The 17,700-nt window shown below is 73.7% G+C and carries 12 protein-coding genes; 9 read left to right on the top strand and 3 right to left on the bottom strand.

The annotated features are described in order from the left end of the window. Positions 1–34: 34 nt before the first annotated feature. The 4 genes from ABZ862_RS35545 (at position 35) to nudC (ending at position 9,818) form a co-directional block, all read left to right on the top strand. Complete coding sequence (locus tag ABZ862_RS35545; RefSeq protein WP_360967761.1) at positions 35–3,520, top strand: ATP-dependent DNA helicase; 3,486 nt, start codon at positions 35–37, stop codon at positions 3,518–3,520. A 101-nt stretch (positions 3,521–3,621) separates the two neighbouring features. Next, positions 3,622–7,305: a UvrD-helicase domain-containing protein gene (locus ABZ862_RS35540; protein WP_360967758.1), complete on the top strand. Its 3,684-nt coding sequence runs from the start codon at positions 3,622–3,624 to the stop codon at positions 7,303–7,305. Between the two features lie 10 nt (positions 7,306–7,315). After that, complete coding sequence (locus tag ABZ862_RS35535; protein ID WP_360967755.1) at positions 7,316–8,719, top strand: dipeptidase; 1,404 nt, start codon at positions 7,316–7,318, stop codon at positions 8,717–8,719. Between the two features lie 154 nt (positions 8,720–8,873). Continuing rightward, positions 8,874–9,818 carry an NAD(+) diphosphatase gene (nudC, locus tag ABZ862_RS35530; RefSeq protein ID WP_360967753.1) on the top strand — a complete coding sequence of 315 codons (945 nt, stop codon included), beginning with the start codon at positions 8,874–8,876 and terminating at the stop codon, positions 9,816–9,818. A 108-nt stretch (positions 9,819–9,926) separates the two neighbouring features. Here nudC and ABZ862_RS35525 read toward each other — a convergent pair whose 3' ends face one another. Then, entirely contained in the window at positions 9,927–10,169 is a 243-nt protein-coding gene (locus ABZ862_RS35525) for a mycoredoxin (RefSeq protein ID WP_360967750.1), read from the bottom strand. Between the two features lie 210 nt (positions 10,170–10,379). Between ABZ862_RS35525 and ABZ862_RS35520 the strand changes: the two genes are divergently transcribed. From ABZ862_RS35520 to ABZ862_RS35505, 4 genes are all read left to right on the top strand, one after another. Continuing rightward, complete coding sequence (locus tag ABZ862_RS35520) at positions 10,380–12,587, top strand: ATP-dependent DNA helicase UvrD2 (RefSeq protein ID WP_360967748.1); 2,208 nt, start codon at positions 10,380–10,382, stop codon at positions 12,585–12,587. 163 nt (positions 12,588–12,750) lie between these two features. Then, positions 12,751–13,071, top strand: coding sequence for a hypothetical protein (locus ABZ862_RS35515; protein WP_360967745.1), 321 nt, complete (start codon positions 12,751–12,753; stop codon positions 13,069–13,071). A gap of 175 nt (positions 13,072–13,246) precedes the next feature. Beyond that, the gene (locus tag ABZ862_RS35510; RefSeq protein ID WP_360967742.1) at positions 13,247–13,615 is read left to right on the top strand and encodes a WhiB family transcriptional regulator; all 369 of its coding nucleotides are present in this window, start codon (positions 13,247–13,249) and stop codon (positions 13,613–13,615) included. Continuing rightward, positions 13,612–13,932, top strand: a complete 321-nt coding sequence (locus tag ABZ862_RS35505) for a hypothetical protein (RefSeq protein WP_360967739.1) — start codon at positions 13,612–13,614, stop codon at positions 13,930–13,932. Before ABZ862_RS35510 ends, ABZ862_RS35505 begins: the two co-directional genes overlap by 4 nt. Before the next feature lie 231 nt (positions 13,933–14,163). Here the strand turns inward: ABZ862_RS35505 and ABZ862_RS35500 are convergent, their stop codons facing one another. Both ABZ862_RS35500 and ABZ862_RS35495 read right to left on the bottom strand, forming a co-directional pair. Then, positions 14,164–15,522: an AarF/ABC1/UbiB kinase family protein gene (locus ABZ862_RS35500; RefSeq protein ID WP_360967736.1), complete on the bottom strand. Its 1,359-nt coding sequence runs from the start codon at positions 15,520–15,522 to the stop codon at positions 14,164–14,166. Beyond that, positions 15,515–16,774, bottom strand: a complete 1,260-nt coding sequence (locus ABZ862_RS35495) for a TOMM precursor leader peptide-binding protein (RefSeq protein WP_360967733.1) — start codon at positions 16,772–16,774, stop codon at positions 15,515–15,517. The genes ABZ862_RS35500 and ABZ862_RS35495 overlap by 8 nt, the downstream gene beginning before the upstream one ends. Before the next feature lie 296 nt (positions 16,775–17,070). On the opposite strand from ABZ862_RS35495, the gene ABZ862_RS35490 reads away from it, so the two are divergent. Continuing rightward, on the top strand, positions 17,071–17,667 hold the full coding sequence (locus tag ABZ862_RS35490) for a M48 family metallopeptidase (RefSeq protein ID WP_360967730.1): 597 nt from the start codon (positions 17,071–17,073) through the stop codon (positions 17,665–17,667). Positions 17,668–17,700: the final 33 nt, after the last annotated feature.

The raw sequence follows: 17,700 nt of genomic DNA, 5'->3' as shown, positions 1-17,700 counted from the left end.
GCAACCAGCACAACCACCAGGACCGGCGAACCACGTGAGCTCCTCTTTCTCCACCAGACGCCCGACGCACCCCCAGGTGCGGCAGGGGAGCCGTGGCGCTTACCGACTGGTGCGCACCCCGCCTTCCGGACCGGTCCCCCCTCGTCTTGACGCCGCGCAGCGCGCCGTGGTTGACCACGGCGGTGGACCGCTGCTCGTCCTGGCGGGCCCCGGCACCGGGAAGACCACCACGCTCGTCGAGTCCGTCGCGGCACGCGTCACCCACGGCGCCGACCCCGAACGCATCCTGGTGCTCACCTTCAGCCGCAAGGCCGCCGTGGAACTGCGCGACCGCATGGCGCTGCGCATCGGCGCCGCCCGCGCGCCCCGGGCGACCACCTTCCACTCGTTCTGCTACGCCCTGGTCCGCGCCCACCAGGACAGCGAGCTGTTCGTGGAGCCGCTGCGCCTGCTGTCCGGCCCGGAGCAGGACGTGACCGTACGCGAGCTCCTCGGCGGCCAGCCCGACCTGGAACGGCTCGGCCTCGCGCATGTGCGGTGGCCCCGCGAACTGCGCGCCTGCCTCACCACCCGGGGCTTCGCCGACGAGGTCCGCGCGGTCCTCGCCCGCAGCCGCGAGCTGGGCCTCGGCCCCGTCGCCCTGGACGCCTTCGCCCGCCGTATCGGCCGCCCCGACTGGCGCGCCGCCGCCGCGTTCCTCGCCGAGTACCTCGACGTGCTCGACCTGCAGGGCGTGCTGGACTACGCCGAACTCGTCCACCGCGCCGTCCTCCTCGCCCACCGCCCCGAGGCCGCCGCGCAGCTCGCCGCCCGCTACGACGCCGTGTACGTCGACGAGTACCAGGACACGGACCCCGCGCAGGTACGGCTGCTGCGCGCCCTGGCGGGCGGCGGGCGCACCCTCGTCGCCTTCGGCGACCCCGACCAGTCGATCTACGCGTTCCGCGGAGCGGACGTGAACGGCATCCTCGGCTTCCCGGCGGCCTTCCCGCGCCCGGACGGCCGCCCCGCCCCCGTGGAGGTGCTGCGCACCTCCCGCCGGTCCGGCGCCGGTCTCCTCGCCGCCACCCGGCTGCTCACCCGGCGCATGCCCCTCACCCGGCTGCCCGCCGACAAGACACGCGCCCACCGCGAACTCGCCCCCGCGCGCGAGGGCGGCCGGGTCGAGGTCTACACCTACCCCACACCCGGCACGGAACTGGACAACATCGCGGACATCCTGCGCCGGGCACACCTCGAGGACGGCGTCCCCTGGGGCGCGATGGCCGTCCTGGTACGCGCCGGCTCCCGCATGATCCCCACGGTCCGCCGGGCCCTCACCTCGGCGGGCGTCCCCCTCGACATCGACGGTGACGACCTCCCCCTGCGCCACGAACCCGCGGTGACACCCCTTCTGACCGCCCTGCACGCGGTCGCCGGGGCGGAGGCGTCGGCAGCGGGGGAACGGGGGGCCGGTCCCGCGGACGCACCGCGCGCGGCGGAGCCCGACCCCGGCGGGGGCGGCTCCGATGCGGCCGGTGCCGACGCGGCCCAACCCGATGTGGCCGGTGCCGACTCTGATGTGGCGGACTCTGATGTGGCCGGTGCCGACGCGGCCCACTCCGACGAGGTCGGCTCCGACCAGGTCGGCCCCGCGGACGCCCCCTGCTGGCTGGACACCGAGACCGCGCTCACCCTCCTCGCCTCCCCGCTCGGCGGGATGGACGCCGCCGATCTGCGGCGGCTCGGACGCGCCCTGCGCGAGGAGGAGCGGAACGCCGGGAACCCCGTACCGCCGCCCTCCGACGTACTGCTGGCGCGGGCGCTGGCCGAGCCGGAGCGGCTCGTCACCCACGACCCGGCCTACGCGCGCGGCGCGCAGCGGCTCGGCGCGCTGCTCAGGAAGGCCCGTGAGCGCCTCGCGGGCGGCGGCACCGCCGAGGAGGCCCTCTGGGACCTGTGGGACGGCACGCCCTGGCCCGGCCGCCTGGAACGGGCCGTCCGGCGCGGCGGCGCGGCCGGCCGCAACGCCGACCGCGACCTGGACGCGGTGTGCGCGCTGTTCGCGACCGCCGCGCGCGCGGAGGAACGCACCGGCGGACGCGGCGCCCTCAACTTCCTCGCCGAGGTCGAGGCCCAGGACATCGCCGCCGACACCCTCACCCGGCGCGCGGTGCGTCCGGACGCCGTACGCCTGATGACCGCCCACCGTTCCAAGGGACTCGAGTGGCGCCTGGTCGTCGTCGCGGGCGTCCAGGAGGGACTGTGGCCCGACCTGCGCCGCCGCGGCTCCCTCCTGGAGGCCGACCGCATCGGCCGCGACGGACTCGCCGAACCGCTCACCCCCGGCGCGCTGCTCGCCGAGGAACGCCGCCTGTTCTACGTGGCCGCCACCCGCGCGCGCGACCGCCTCGTCGTCACCGCCGTGAAGGCGCCCGCCGACGACGGCGACCAGCCCTCCCGCTTCCTCGCCGAACTCGGCGTCGCACCCAGGGACGTCACCGGACGTCCCCGCCGCCCCCTCTCGGTCGCCGCCCTGGTCGCCGAACTGCGCGCGACGACGGTCGACCCGCGCGTGTCCGACGGGCTGCGCGAGGCCGCCGCCCGCAGGCTGGCCCGGCTCGCCGCGCTCACCGACGAGGACGGCCGCCCGCTGGTGCCCGCCGCGCACCCCTACCGCTGGTGGGGCATGTTCGAACCCACCGAGAGCAAGGTGCCGCTGCGCGACCGCGACCAGCCCGTCGTGCTGTCGGGCAGCGCCCTCGACCAGCTCGCCAACACCTGCGCCCTGCAATGGTTCCTGGGCCGCGAGGTGAAGGCCGACGCCCCGGCGACCACCGCCCAGGGCTTCGGCAACGTCGTGCACGTCCTGGCCGACGAGGTCGCCTCCGGACGCACCCCCGCCGACCTGGCCGTCCTCATGGAACGCCTGGAGTCGGTGTGGAACGCGCTCGCCTTCGACGCGCCGTGGAAGTCGGAGCAGGAGAAGGGCAACGCGCGCGTGGCGCTCGAGCGCTTCCTGAAATGGCACGTCATGGACCGCGCCGGCCGCACCACGGTGTCCAGCGAGCACGACTTCGACGTCACACTGGAGGCGGGCGACTACGAGGTGCGTATCCGCGGCCAGATGGACCGGGTCGAGGCCGACGGTGACGGCCGTGCCTACGTCGTCGACTTCAAGACCGGCAAGCACGCGCCCACCGCCGGAGAGGTCGCCCGGCACCCGCAGCTCGCCGTCTACCAGCTGGCCGTCCGCGAAGGCGCCGTGGACGACGCCTTCGGGGGCACCCGCCCCGAACCCGGCGGCGCCGAACTCGTCCAGCTCCGGCAGGCCGCCCCCCAGCGCGACGGCGGTGACACCCTGCCCAAGGTGCAGGCCCAGAAGCCCCTGGAGGGGGAGTGGGCGGGCGAACTGCTCGCCACCGCCGCCGGCAAGGTCCTCGACGAGCGCTTCTCGCCGAGCACGGGCCAGCACTGCGCGCACTGCGCCTTCCGCGCCTCCTGCAGCGCCCGACCGGAAGGCCGGCACATCGTCGAATGACCCGGGTGAGCGATCGCACCCAACGCCTCGACCTGCGCTTTCCATCTCCATGACAGCAATCCGGTCCTCCGCTGTCAGCGCCCGCCGCTAGCCTCTGCCCCATGGCCCGCATCACCGACCCCGAGCAGCTCAAGGAGCTCCTCGGCATCCCCTTCACCCCGGAGCAGACGGAGTGCATCACCGCGCCGCCCGCCCCGCAGGTGATCGTGGCCGGAGCCGGATCGGGCAAGACCACCGTGATGGCGGCCCGCGTGGTGTGGCTGGCCGGCACCGGCCAGGTCGCCCCCGAGCAGGTCCTCGGCCTCACCTTCACCAACAAGGCCGCCGGTGAACTCGCCGAACGCGTCCGCAAAGCGCTGGTCAAGGCCGGAGTCACCGACCCCGACACCATCGACCCGGACCACCCCCCGGGCGAGCCGCTGATCTCCACGTACCACTCCTTCGCGGGCCGTCTCCTGACCGACCACGGCCTGCGTATCGGACTCGAACCGACCTCCCGTCTGCTCGCCGACGCCACCCGTTTCCAGCTCGCCGCACGCGTGCTGCGCGCCGCCCCCGGCCCCTACCCGGCGCTGACCCGCTCCTTCCCCGACCTGGTCGGCGACCTCCTCGCGCTCGACGGCGAACTGGCCGAACACCTGGTGAACCCGCAGGAGCTGCGCGACCACGACGCCGGTCTGCTGCACACCCTGGAAGGCGCCCGGCTCAGCAACGCCGACCTGCGCAAGGTGCCCGAGACCGCCGCCGCCCGCCGTGAACTCGCCGACCTGGTGGTCCGCTACCGGGCCGCCAAACGCGAACGCGACCTGCTCGACTTCGGCGACCAGATCGCCCTCGCCGCCCGCCTCGCCACGCTCCCCGAGGTCGGCCGCATCCTGCGCGACGAGTTCAAGGTGGTCCTCCTCGACGAGTACCAGGACACCTCCGTCGCCCAGCGCGTCCTGCTCGCCGGACTCTTCGGCTCCGGCACCGGCCACCCCGTCACCGCCGTCGGCGACCCCTGCCAGGCCATCTACGGCTGGCGCGGCGCCTCCGTCGCCAACCTCGACGACTTCCCCGACCACTTCGCCCACGCCGACGGCAGCCCGGCCCGCCGGCAGGCGCTCGGCGAGAACCGCCGCAGCGGCGGCCGCCTCCTCGACCTCGCCAACGGCCTCGCCGCACCCCTGCGCGCCCTGCACGAGGGGGTCGAGGCCCTGCGCCCGGCCCCCGGCGCCGAACGCGACGGCCTCGTGCGCTGCGCGCTGCTGCCCACCCACGCCGAGGAGATCGACTGGCTCGCCGACTCCGTCGCCCACCTCGTCCGCACCGGAAAGGCGCCCGGCGAGATCGCCGTACTGTGCCGTACGGCGGCCGACTTCGCCGAGATCCAGGGCGCCCTCGTCGCCCGTGACGTGCCCGTCGAGGTCGTCGGCCTGTCCGGGCTGCTGCACCTGCCGGAGGTCGCCGACCTGGTCGCCGTCTGCGAGGTGCTCCAGGACCCCGGCGCCAACGCCTCCCTGGTCCGCCTCCTGACCGGCCCCCGCTGGCGCATCGGCCCCCGCGACCTCGCCCTGCTGGGGCGGCGCGCCCGGCTGCTCGTCGCCCACGCGCGCGCGGACGGCGACGGCGACCCGGACCGCAGACTCGCCGAGGCCGTCGAGGGCGTCGACCCGTCCGAGGTGATATCGCTCGCGGACGCCCTCGACACCTTCCTGGAGACCCCCCTGGCCGGCACCCCCGGTGCGGCCGGCACCGACGGGCTGCCCTTCTCGGCCGACGCGCGCGTGCGCTTCGCCCGGCTGGCCACCGAACTCCGCGACCTGCGCCGCTCCCTGTCCGACCCCCTGATGGACGTCCTGCACCGCGTCCTGGCCGCCACCGGCCTCGAAGTGGAACTGTCCGCCTCCCCGCACGCCCTCGCCGCCCGCCGCCGCGAGACCCTGTCCAACTTCCTCGACGTCGCCGCCTCCTTCGCCGGGAACGACGCCGAGGCCACCCTGCTGGCCTTCCTCGCCTTCCTGCGCACCGCGGCCCAGTACGAGAAGGGCCTCGACAACGCGCTGCCGGGCGGCGAGAACACCGTCAAGGTGCTCACCGCCCACAGGTCCAAGGGCCTGGAATGGGACGTCGTGGCCGTCCCCGGCCTGGTCACCGGCACCTTCCCCAGCGCCCAGGGCCGTGACAAGTGGACCGCGCAGGCCAAGGTCCTCCCGCACGGCCTCCGCGGCGACGCCGACACGCTCCCCGACGTCGCGAGCTGGGACGCCAAGGGCCTCAAGGCCTTCCACGAGGCGATGAAGGACCACCAGTACACCGAGGAGCTCCGCCTCGGCTACGTCACCTTCACCCGCCCCCGCTCCCTGCTGCTCGGCTCCGGCCACTGGTGGGGCCCCACCCAGAAGAAGCCCCGCGGGCCGTCCGGCTTCCTCCAGCAGCTCCATGACCACTGCGCGGCCGGGTACGGCGAGATCGAGGCCTGGGCCGACGAGCCCGGGGAGGACGACGAGAACCCCGCCCTGCGGCGCGCCACCGCCGACCTCGCCTGGCCGCTGCCCCTGGACGAGGAGGCCCTCACGCGCCGCCGTGCCGCCGCGGAGACCGTCATGGCCCATCTGGAGCAGGCGGCGGCCCGGCCGTACGGAGCCCATCCGTACCCAGCACGCCCGGATGCCGCGCACGGGCCGGCGTCCCCCGACGCACCGGTCCACGACGACCCGGAGCGGCCCCCGCCGCCGGACGACGAGCCCTTTCCCGACGAGCCCTTCCTCGACGGGCCTTTCCTCGACGACGACCCCTTCGACCCGGACACGCCGGCCCCCGGCCCGTCCGCCGAGGCCGCCGCGGCCGCCGCGGCAGAGCCGGCACCCGCCGAGGGCACCCCCGCCGAGGACATTCCCGAGGACACCCCTGTCGAGGACACCGCCGACTGGGACTCCTGGACCGCCGACCGCCCCGCCGCACCCCCCGCGACCCGCTCCACCGTCCCCCAGCAGGTCACCGCACCCCCCGGCGGCACCCCCCACCCCGGCCCCGGCACCCCCGACCCGTACCGGACCCCCCTCACCCCCGAGGAGGCCCGCACCGTCGACTCCTGGGACCGTGACCTCGACGCGCTCACCGGCGAGCTCCTGCAGGCCCGCCAGGACATCACCCAGGTCCCCCTGCCGCCGACGCTCACCGCGTCCGAGCTGCTGCGCCTGGCCGCCGACCCGGACGGATTCGCGCAGGACCTCGCCCGCCCCCTTCCGCGCCCGCCGCAGCCCGCCGCACGCCGCGGCACCCGGTTCCACGCCTGGGTGGAGTCCCGCTTCGAGGAACTGCCGCTGCCCCTGCTCGACCCCGACGACCTGCCCGGCAGCGAGGCCGAGATCGCCGACGAGCGCGACCTGGCGGCTCTCAAGGACGCCTTCGAGCGGACCGAGTACGCGCGCCGCACCCCCCACCGCATGGAGTCGCCCTTCCAGCTGGAGATCGCCGGCCGCGTCGTACGGGGCCGTATCGACGCCGTCTACCGCACGGGCGACGGCGACACGGCCACGTACGAGATCGTCGACTGGAAGACCCACCGCAACCGCACCGCCGACCCCCTCCAGCTGGCCCTCTACCGGCTCGCCTGGGCCGAGCAGCAGGGCGTGCCCCTGGAGTCGGTCACGGCCGTGTTCCTCTATGTGCGCGACGGCGAGACCGTACGCCCCGAGGGCCTGCCCGGCCGGGCCGGACTGGAACGGATTCTCCTGGGTCAGGACCCCGGACCACCCCTGTGTGACCAACCGCCCAGCGAGGATGCCGCCGCGGGCGGATAGGCTCGTGACCATGAGCCAGACCCCGGACAGCGCCGTCCGCGCGTACATCGAGCAGCACCGCACCGCCTTCCTGGACGACCTCGCCGCATGGCTGAGGATCCCCTCCGTGTCGGCCCGGCCGGACCACGCACCCGATGTACGGCGCAGCGCGGTCTGGCTCGCCGGCGCCTTCGCCCGGACCGGCTTCCCGGTCGCCGAGGTCTGGGAGACCCCCGGAGCCCCGGCCGTGTTCGCCGAGTGGCCCTCCGACGACCCCGGGGCACCCACGGTCCTCGTCTACGGCCATCACGACGTGCAGCCCGCCGCCCGCGAGGACGGCTGGCGGACGGAGCCCTTCGAACCCGTCGTCCGCGGCGACCGCCTGTACGCGCGCGGGGCCGCCGACGACAAGGGCCAGGTCTTCTTCCACACCCTCGGTGTGCGCGCCCACCTCGCCACCACGGGCCGCGCCGCCCCGGCCGTCCACCTCAAGCTGCTGATCGAGGGCGAGGAGGAGTCCGGCTCCCCGGCCTTCCGGGCCCTCGTCGAGAAGAACGCCGCGCGGCTCGCCGCCGACCTGGTGATCGTCTCCGACACCGGCATGTGGTCCGAGGACACCCCGACGGTGTGCACCGGCATGCGTGGCCTCGCCGAGTGCGAGATCCGGCTGTACGGCCCCGACCAGGACATCCACTCCGGCGCCTTCGGCGGCGCGGTCCCCAACCCGGCGACCGCCGCCGCCCGCCTGGTCGCCGCCCTGCACGACGAGCACGCGCACGTGGCGGTGCCCGGTTTCTACGACGGTGTCGCCGAGCTCACCGACCGCGAACGGGAACTCTTCGCCGAACTGCCCTTCGACGAGCTGAGCTGGCTGCGCACCGCCAAGTCGCACGCCCTCCACGGCGAGGCCGGGCACACCACGCTGGAACGCATCTGGGCCCGGCCCACCGCCGAGGTCAACGGCATCGGCGGCGGTTACCAGGGACCCGGCAGCAAGACGATCATCCCGTCGTCCGCCATGGTGAAGCTCTCCTTCCGGCTGGTCGCCGGCCAGGACCCGGACCACATCGAGACCGCCGTCCGCAGCTGGGCCGCCGTACAGGTGCCCGCCGGGATCCGGCACGAGATCACGTTCGCCCCGGCCACCCGCCCGTGCCTGACCCCGCTCGACCATCCCGCCCTGCAGTCCGTCGTCCGGGCGATGGGCCGTGCCTTCGAGAGCCCGGTGCGGTACACCCGCGAAGGCGGTTCCGGGCCCGCCGCCGACCTCCAGGAGATCCTCGGGGCGCCGGTCCTCTTCCTGGGCGTCTCGGTCCCGTCCGACGGCTGGCACGCCCCCGATGAGAAAGTGGAGATCGGCCTCCTCCTCAAGGGGGCCGAGACCACCGCCTACCTGTGGAACGACCTCGCCGAGAACTGGCCCCATGCCCTCTGACCTTCCCGGGCCCTCCCGAGCGGCGCCGCGCGCGCACACTGGGAAGGGCGACCTTCGCACCCCGTCCCCACCCGGACCCGGTCCCCACCCGTCGTACGACCCGATGAACCGCTTGCCGAACCACACCATTGCACCGGGGGAGTTGGAAGCACTCGTGACCACCTGGACCGACCACACAGCCGACCGCCCCGTCTCGCTCACCGCCCCGAGCGGCATCGACCGGGCCGCCCACCACCGGCTCGACGAGGCCTGGCTGGCCGCGGCGTGGAGTCACCCCACGACCCGCTGCTTCGTGGTCTCCGGCGGCCAGGTCCTCATCGACGAGACGCCGGACGGCCGGACCGAGCTCGTGATGACCCCCTCCTTCGAAGCCCCGCTCACCGAGGCGCACCGCTATTTCCTGGGCATCGACCAGGACGGCATCCGCTACTTCGCCCTCCAGAAGGACGCCCTGCCCGGCCGTATCGACCAGTCGGCGCGCCCGGCCGGACTGCGCGAGGCCGGCCTGCTGCTCTCACCGCGCGACGCCGGTCTGATGGTGCACGCCGTCGGCCTGGAGAACTGGCAGCGCACCCACCGCTTCTGCTCCCGCTGCGGCGAGCGCACGGTGATCGCCGCGGCCGGCCACATCCGCCGCTGCCCGGCCTGCGGCGCCGAGCACTACCCGCGCACCGACCCCGCGGTGATCATGGCGGTCACGGACGGGGAGGACCGCATCCTGCTCGGCCGCCAGGTCCACTGGCCCGAGGGCCGCTTCTCGACCCTCGCCGGTTTCGTCGAGCCCGGCGAGGCCATCGAGCAGTCCGTGCGCCGCGAGGTCCTCGAGGAGGCGGGCATCACCGTCGGCCAGGTCGAGTACGTCGCCAGCCAGCCCTGGCCGTTCCCGTCCAGCCTCATGCTCGGCTTCGTCGCCCGCGCCACCTCGACCGACATCAACGTCGACGGCGACGAGATCCACGAGGCCCGCTGGTTCTCCCGCGACGAACTGCGCGCCGCGTTCGAGTCCGGCGAGGTCCTGCCCCCGTACGGCATCTCCATCGCGGCCCGCCTGATCGAGCTCTGGTACGGCAAGCCCCTGCCGACCCGCACCTTCATCTGACCAGGACGTACGACAAAGACGTACGACACACATGTACGACAGAGGCGGTTCCCGGGACCCCCGGGAACCGCCTCTGTCGTACACGTGTGTCCTGACGACCGCCGCAGCTCAGACGCCGATCTTCTGCTTCACCTGGGCGAGCGAGGGGTTCGTCAGCGTCGAACCGTCGGAGAACAGTACGGTCGGGACCGTCTGATTGCCGCCGTTCGCCTTTTCCACGAAGGCCGCGGACGCCGGGTCCTGCTCGATGTTGATCTCGGTGTACGCGATGCCCTCGCGGTCCATCTGGCTCTTCAGCCGGCGGCAGTAACCGCACCACGTGGTGCTGTACATCGTCACAGTGCCCTGCATCTCGGTCGCGCTCCTCAGGCAGCTCGGGAAAGGGATCCTGCTACGGAACGCGCCTGGCCGGATCGGCATTCCCTCCCGGGGTATGCCGGACAGGACGGAGTCCGTCCGCAGGAGACATGGCCACTGCCCGGGCCGGCGTTCGTACGACCGCAAGGGCTCACCTGTGGACAACCGGCGCAGTCGTCCCGGGCGACCTGGCAGCATGGCCATGTGACAGCAGCAACGCACTCCACCCTCTTCCCGCAGGTACCGGACTCGGCCGACGCGGTGCTCGACGGGCTCGACCCCGAGCAGCGCGAGGTGGCGACCGCCCTGCAGGGACCGGTGTGCGTGCTGGCCGGAGCCGGTACCGGCAAGACCAGGGCGATCACCCACCGCATCGCCTACGGGGTGCGCGCCGGGATCCTCCAGCCGTCCAGCGTGCTCGCCGTCACCTTCACCAACCGGGCCGCGGGCGAGATGCGCGGCCGGCTGCGGCAGCTCGGAGCCCAGGGCGTGCAGGCCCGCACCTTCCACTCGGCGGCGTTGCGGCAGCTGCAGTACTTCTGGCCGAAAGCGGTCGGCGGGTCCCTGCCCCGGCTCGTCGACCGCAAGATCCAGCTCGTCGCGGACGCGGCGGCCGCCTGCCGTATCCGTCTCGACCGGGGCGAGCTCCGGGACACCGTCGCGGAGATCGAATGGGCCAAGGTCACCCAGACGGTGCCCGCCGACTACGCGCCCGCCGCCGTCAAGGCCGGCCGGGCGGCCCCGCGCGACCCGGCCGAGATCGCCCAGCTCTACACGGTCTACGAGGACCTCAAGCGGGAGCGCGCGGTCATCGACTTCGAGGACGTGCTGCTGCTGACCGTCGCCGTCCTGCAGGACCGGCACGACATCGCCGACCAGGTCCGCGCCCAGTACCAGCACTTCGTCGTCGACGAGTACCAGGACGTCAGCCCCCTCCAGCAGCGCCTCCTGGAGCTGTGGCTGGGCGACCGGGACAGTCTCTGCGTGGTCGGCGACGCCAGCCAGACGATCTACTCCTTCACCGGCGCCACCCCCGACCACCTTCTCGACTTCCGCGTCAGACACCCCGGCGCCACCGTCGTGAAGCTGGTCCGCGACTACCGCTCCACCCCCCAGGTCGTCCACCTGGCCAACGGACTCCTCGCCCAGGCCAGTGGCCGCGCCGCGGACCACCGGCTGGAACTGGTCTCGCAGCGTCCCGCGGGCCCCGAGCCCGTCTACACCGAGTACGCCGACGAGCCCGCCGAGGCCGAGGGTGCCGCCCGCCGCATCCGCGAACTGACCGGCGCGGGTGTCCCGGCGAGCGAGATCGCGATCCTCTTCCGCACCAACGCCCAGTCCGAGACCTACGAACAGGCCCTCGCCGACGCCGGGGTCCCCTACCAGCTGCGCGGCGCCGAGCGCTTCTTCGACCGGCCCGAGGTACGCAAGGCGATCACTGAACTGCGTGCCGCCGCCCGCTTCGGCCGCAACGACGCCCTCCTCGACGACACCGTGGACCTGCACTCCCAGGTGCGGGCCGTCCTCTCGGGAGCGGGCTGGACCCCGCTTCCCCCGGCCGGTTCCGGCGCCGTCAGGGAGCGCTGGGAGTCGCTGGCCGCGCTGGCCGACCTCGCGCGGGCCTTCGCCGCCGTGAAGCAGGACGCGACCCTCGGCGACCTCGTCGCGGAGCTCGACGAGCGGGCGGGCGCCCAGCACGCCCCGACCGTCCAGGGCGTCACCCTCGCCTCGCTGCACTCGGCCAAGGGCCTGGAATGGGACGTTGTCTTCCTGGTGGGGGTCGCCGACGGGATGATGCCGATCAGCTACGCCAGAACCGGTGAACAGATCGAGGAGGAGCGCCGTCTCCTCTATGTCGGGGTGACCCGCGCCCGCGAGCTGCTCCAGCTGTCCTGGTCGCTCACCCGGTCCCCCGGCGGCCGTCCCGGCCGCCGCCCCAGTCATTTCCTCGACGGACTGCGCCCCGGCTCCGGGTCCGCGGCGGGCCGTGCCCCCGCGGGTGCGTCCGGCGGGGGTGTGGAACGCGGGCGCGTCACCGCCGCCGGTGCCGCCGCCCCCGTCCCGCGCCGTACCCAGCGCAGCCCCGCCCGCTGCCGGGTCTGTGGCCGCAGTCTGACCGAGGCCGGTGAGATGAAGCTGATGCGCTGCGAGGACTGCCCGTCCGACATGGACGAAGGACTGTACGAGCGGTTGCACGAGTGGCGCGCCGAACAGGCACGGCTCAGCGGGCAGCCGCCGTTCTGCGTTTTCACCGACAAGACACTGGTGGCCATCGCCGAGACGGTCCCGGAAGGCGACGGCGAGCTCGCCAGGATCCCGGGGGTGGGAGTGCGCAAGCTGCGCCGCTACGGGACCGATGTCCTGGCCATCTGCGCAGGCCGGGAGCCCGACGGGGCCGCGGCCGGGGAGTGACGCCAACTCGTCGCAAAAATAGTTTGCGCAAGTCCCGGCAATCCCCATAGGTTCTAGGCACGGAAACAGCGACCTTCTCGGAGGCACTGATTCCGTGTTCTACTTGCATACCCGACGGACCGGTTCACCCCGGTCCCCCAGACGCCGAGAGGAGGCGAGTCCAGTGATCAGCATCGAGACCAGCACCAGCAGCCTCGTCAAAATGACCGATCGCTCGGCCGTCTCCGCGTGCATGCTCGGCGTCTCCAACCCGGGCACCGGTCTGTCCGGCATCCGTGCCGTGCGTCCGGCGTCCTCTGCGCCTCTGGTCGGTCTTCCCGTCCGTGAGCGCAATGAGCGACCGACCGAGGCACTGGAAGCAGTAGGGGCACAGGCACACGCCTATGCCTTCACGGCAGCCGGTGCCGGATTCCGGAAGCAGACGACGCAGCACCACCTGATGTGGGCCTTCCGTGGGCCAGAACCCTGGAGTGATCCAGTCTGATCGCCGATCAGGCCGGCGCCTTCAGGGCCGCGGAACCCCACCCGGGATCCGCGGCCCTTCTGTTTTCCCCGAACGGGGACGACGGACCGAAGGGGCCTCGGGACGAGCAACACCACCGGTACCAGCCGCAACCCGGTCCGACCCGACCGGAACGACCAGACGAGGAAGACGAACCGTGCAACTCGAAGCGCACGCCCCGTCCGTACCGCCTTCCGAAACGATCCCCCCGCCCGGCCTCACGGAGGACTCCACCTTGTTCCCGCTCACCGCGCTCACCGCGCTCGACGACGCCATCGAGAGCCTCGGCGTGCCCGTCCCCTGCCGTTCCAACGACCCGGAGGTCTTCTTCGCCGAGTCGCCGGCGGACGTCGAGTACGCCAAGGCCCTCTGCCGCACCTGCCCGCTGATGGAGGCCTGCCTGGCCGGCGCCCAGGAGCGGCGCGAGCCCTGGGGCGTCTGGGGTGGCGAGCTGTTCGTCCAGGGCGTCGTCGTCGCCCGGAAGCGGCCGCGTGGCCGCCCGCGCAAGAACCCGGTCACGGCATGAACATCCCCGGAACCATCGACCGCCCCCTCACGCACGATCCCAGGAAACAGGCCCCGATGAAGCCGTCCCTCAGCGAGCCCACCGGCTCGGCGACCCCGGACTCCACCACCGGTGCGAACGACTCGCGCCAGAACAGGACCCGAGAGATGCAACTCATCCCAGAAGCTCTGGCTCGTGCGCAGATGCACGAGCGGATGCATGACGCCGAGCGGGAGCGCCGGGCCATGAGCCTGGTGGTCGCCCGCCGGATGCAGCGCCGGGCCGAGCGCGCGTCCCTGCGTGCCCGCCGCGCGCTGGCCATGGCAGTGATGCAGTAACACCGTGACGCGGTGACCCCCTGCGGGGCCGCCCAGTGGTGCGACCGCCGCGCGAGTGAACCGCCTCGCGGTGCGCCGGTGCCCCGAACCCGGGGCCCGGCGCACCGCCCGTGGGGGCCGGGACGGGTAGACGGACCGGTCCCCCGCCCGGTGACGAGCGCCGGGTGCCGGTGCGGGTCCGGCGGCGCCGTGCCCGCAGCGTGCGGAGCCCCGCGTGCGGAGCCGTCCGGCTCAGGCCTCGGCGGCCGACTCCTCGTCATCGGCCTCCGGCACGAAGCCCGGCAGCCACTCCTCCAGTTCCTCGCGCAGCCCCACTGTCGCGCCCAGCTGGCACAGGACTCCGATGGTGCTCAGCGTCACGCGGTGGATCAGCAGGTACGAGGGCGGCAGATTGAGCTGCTTGGCCAGCTGGTAGGCGGGGGAGCGGGGATCGGCGATCCGGGCCGCCTGGCTGCGCATCCAGCCCCGGGTGAAGGTGAACTCGTCCGCCTGGGCCGGTTCGATGATCGGCAGCAGATAGTCCAGCACCGCGTCGGGATCCAGCTCGACCGACTCCCTGACGAACCCTTCCTCGCACAGCATCTCGTAGACGGACTCGGCGTCGCCGTCCAGCGTCATGCGCAGTGCCCCGCCGATCGGCGTGGGCAGACCGCCGGGCAGCCGGTCGACCGTGCCGAAATCCAGCACCCCGAGCCGCCAGCCGCCGTCCGGACCGCCGGGAAGCAACCGGAAGTTGCCCGGATGCGGGTCGGCGTGCAGCAGGCCGGTGCGGGCGGGGCCGGAGAAGAGGAAACGGGCGAGCAACTGCCCGGCCCGGTCGCGCTGTTCCCGGGTGCCGTCCGAGATGATCTCCGAGAGCGGGATCCCGTCCATCCACTCGGTGACCAGCACCTGGTCGCCCTGGTGCACCACCGCCGGGACCGCGAAGTCCGGGTCGCCCGTGAACTCCTCGGCGTGCACCTGCTGGGCCTGCGCCTCCAGGCCGTAGTCCAGCTCCTCGGAGACCCGGTCGCGCAGTTCGGTGATCAGCGGCTTGACGTCCATCCCGGGGACGAGCGGCCCCAGCAGCCGGGCGAAGCGGCTCAGCTGGGTCAGGTCCGACAGCAGGGCCTCGCCGGCGCCCGGGTACTGCACCTTGACGGCCACCTCGCGCCCGTCGTGCCACACCCCCCGGTGCACCTGGCCGATCGACGCCGCCGCCGACGGCTTGTCCTCGAACTCCAGGAACAGTTCCTGCCAGTCCTCCCCGAGCCGCTCCGCGAGCGCCGCGTGCACACTGCTCGTCGGCATCGGCGGCGCGGCCTCCTGAAGCTTCGTCAGAGCCGCCCGGTAGGGACCGGCGACCTCCTCGGGGAGCGCGGACTCGAAGACGGACAGCGCCTGCCCGAACTTCATGGCACCCCCCTTCAGCTCCCCGAGCACCTTGAACAACTGCTCCGCGGTGCGCTGCTGCAGCTCACGGCCGACGATCTCCGCGGACTCGCCCACGATTCTCTTGCCGAGGCCCCAGGTCGCCCGTCCGGCGAAGCCGAGCGGGAGCGCGGCGAGCTTGGCGGTCCGGGTGACCGCCTTCCGGGGAAGATCAGACATGCGCCCTCCAGGTCCCAGTCGGCCGCGCCGCGTCTGCCCTGTGTCCCTCGGGCGACGGCCGCTGCTCCGCCATTCTCTCGTGCGGCACTCCGTCCTCCGCGGTGTGTTCCTCCTCACCGTGTGCCGCGCCGGTCCGCACGCCCCTCTGCGCGTCCTGCCGCCGGCCCTCCGGGGAGGCCCCGCACCGGCAGGCCGGGTGCGGTACGACCTGCCGGGCACGCCAGTGCAGGGCGGGCAGTGCCACCTCCCAGCGTGCACCCGCGCTCGACGGTGTGTCCCCGGCCAGGAAGGAAAGAGCGTGCGCGGCGGCGAGCCCGGCGACCGTCGTGGCGAGCGTCAGGTCGCAGGCGCGCACCGGGCGGGGCCGGCCGGTGCGCCACTGTGCCACAAGTCGCGGCCAGACCGGGTCCCGGTCGGTGCGGCCGTGCTGGAGGCAGCCCGCACATCCGGTGGCACCGGGCAGGACGAAGGGGCCCACGACGCCGGTCGCCTCCACCACACCGGCGTAGAGATGGGGGGTCCCGGACTCGATCAGCGGGGCTGCGCGGGCCGGGTCGGGCGTGTGCACCGAGACGTCGTCGCGCGGGGTGAGGATCACCAGTGACAGGCCCGGCTCACCGTCCCCGGGCGGCCACGGCCGGCGTCGGCGCGGCGGGGTGTCCGGTGCCGCCCGGCGCACGGCCCGGCGGGCGGCCTCGGTCCGCCGTTCGCCGACGGACTCGGCGGGCAGCCCGCCCGGCGTCACGTCCCACGGCTCCACGCACCCGATGTCCCGCACCTCGACCTCGCCGACCCCGGCCGCCGCCAGCAGGGCGGCCACCTGGGTACCCACCCGGCCCGCGCCCCTCACCTGTACCCGCTGGGCGCGGCGGGCCGCCAGGCGGGCGACCGGTTCGCCGGGCCGGGAGGTGGTCAGCGACAGCGAGGCCAGATCGGGCAGCAGCCGTTCGAAGGCGTCCTTGCGGGCACGCAGCGCCTCGCCCGGGGCGCCGCCTCCCGTGGCGTCGTCGAGCAGTCCCGCCTGCTCCAGGCGTTCGACCAGCTCGTCGACCTGAGGGTCGGGCAGGTCCATGCGGTGCCCCTCCTCGCGCAGCAGCCCGATGCCGCGGGTGCCGTCGAGCAGGTCGAGGAAACTTCCCGTGGCCGTGTCCACCGGCCCCAGTGTCAGTGCGTGCGCCGGGGTCATCCCGAACTGCACGGTGTTGAGGTCGCGCCAGCCGCGCCGCAGCGCGGGCTTCACCAACGGATGCATGACAGGCCCCCGTAGCCCTGGAGAGTGTGCCGGTGCGTCGGAGGAGCCAGGCGGGTGGAACCAGACAGGTGGAACCAGACACGTGAAGCAGGGCGGTGGAGCCCGGCCGGTGGTCCGCCGACGGGTCCCAGCATGCCCGGACCGGCCGAGCGGTGCCGCGCGTTGTCCACAAGCGAGAGGTATAAGTCGTACGAACGGCAGGTGTTGGTCCTGTGCAGCGGATCCCCGGTCGGGGATCGGCACCGGGCCGCTGCGGACCCGGGACTTCCCGCGTGCGCAGCGGGTAACGTCGGGGCGTGCCCGCCGACCCACTCGACCGCCCCGGAACACCGCAGCGCAGCACGACGAGCCTGCCCCCCGACGGCTCGGCGACCGACGCCATCGAGGTGCGTCGCAGCAGCCGCAGACGCCGGACGGTCTCCGCGTACCGCGAGGGTGATCGCACCGTCGTCCTGATCCCCGCCCGGATGTCCGAGGCGGAGGAGCGGCGCTGGGTGAGCGTCATGCTCGACAAGCTGGCCGCCCAGGAGAGCAGGCGGACGCCCGGTGACGGTGAACTGGCCGAGCGGGCCCGGCGGCTGTCGGACCAGTACTTCGGCGGCCGGGCGCGGCCCGTCTCCGTGCGCTGGGTCACCAACCAGAACACCCGCTGGGGTTCGTGCACCCCGGCCGAGGGCAGCATCCGTCTCTCGCACCGGTTGCAGGGCATGCCCGAGTACGTCGTCGACTACGTGCTGTGCCACGAACTCGCGCATCTGCTGGTGCCCGGTCACGGCCCCGACTTCTGGCGGCTGCTGCGGTCGTATCCGCGCACCGAGCGGGCGAAGGGCTATCTCGAAGGGGTGGCCGCGGCCGCCCGGCTGCCGCATCCCCCGGCCGGCCGGGACGAGTGAACCGCGTACGGACCCGCGCGACCCCGTACGACC

Origin of the sequence: Streptomyces sp. NPDC047000, from assembly GCF_040644295.1 — a bacterium.
Lineage (GTDB): Bacteria > Actinomycetota > Actinomycetes > Streptomycetales > Streptomycetaceae > Streptomyces.
Note: the sequence above shows the minus strand (reverse complement) of the source record. Positions and strands in the feature narration are given on the sequence as shown.

Bases quoted from the DNA above. Each gene is read 5' to 3' on its own strand.
- ABZ862_RS35540 (WP_360967758.1), top strand. From the start codon at position 3,622: ATGGCCCGCATCACCGACCCCGAGCAGCTCAAGGAGCTCCTCGGCATC.
- ABZ862_RS35495 (WP_360967733.1), bottom strand. From the start codon at position 16,774: ATGCATCCGTTGGTGAAGCCCGCGCTGCGGCGCGGCTGGCGCGACCTC.
- ABZ862_RS35500 (WP_360967736.1), bottom strand. From the start codon at position 15,522: ATGTCTGATCTTCCCCGGAAGGCGGTCACCCGGACCGCCAAGCTCGCC.
- ABZ862_RS35505 (WP_360967739.1), top strand. From the start codon at position 13,612: ATGAACATCCCCGGAACCATCGACCGCCCCCTCACGCACGATCCCAGG.
- ABZ862_RS35535 (WP_360967755.1), top strand. From the start codon at position 7,316: ATGAGCCAGACCCCGGACAGCGCCGTCCGCGCGTACATCGAGCAGCAC.
- ABZ862_RS35525 (WP_360967750.1), bottom strand. From the start codon at position 10,169: ATGCAGGGCACTGTGACGATGTACAGCACCACGTGGTGCGGTTACTGC.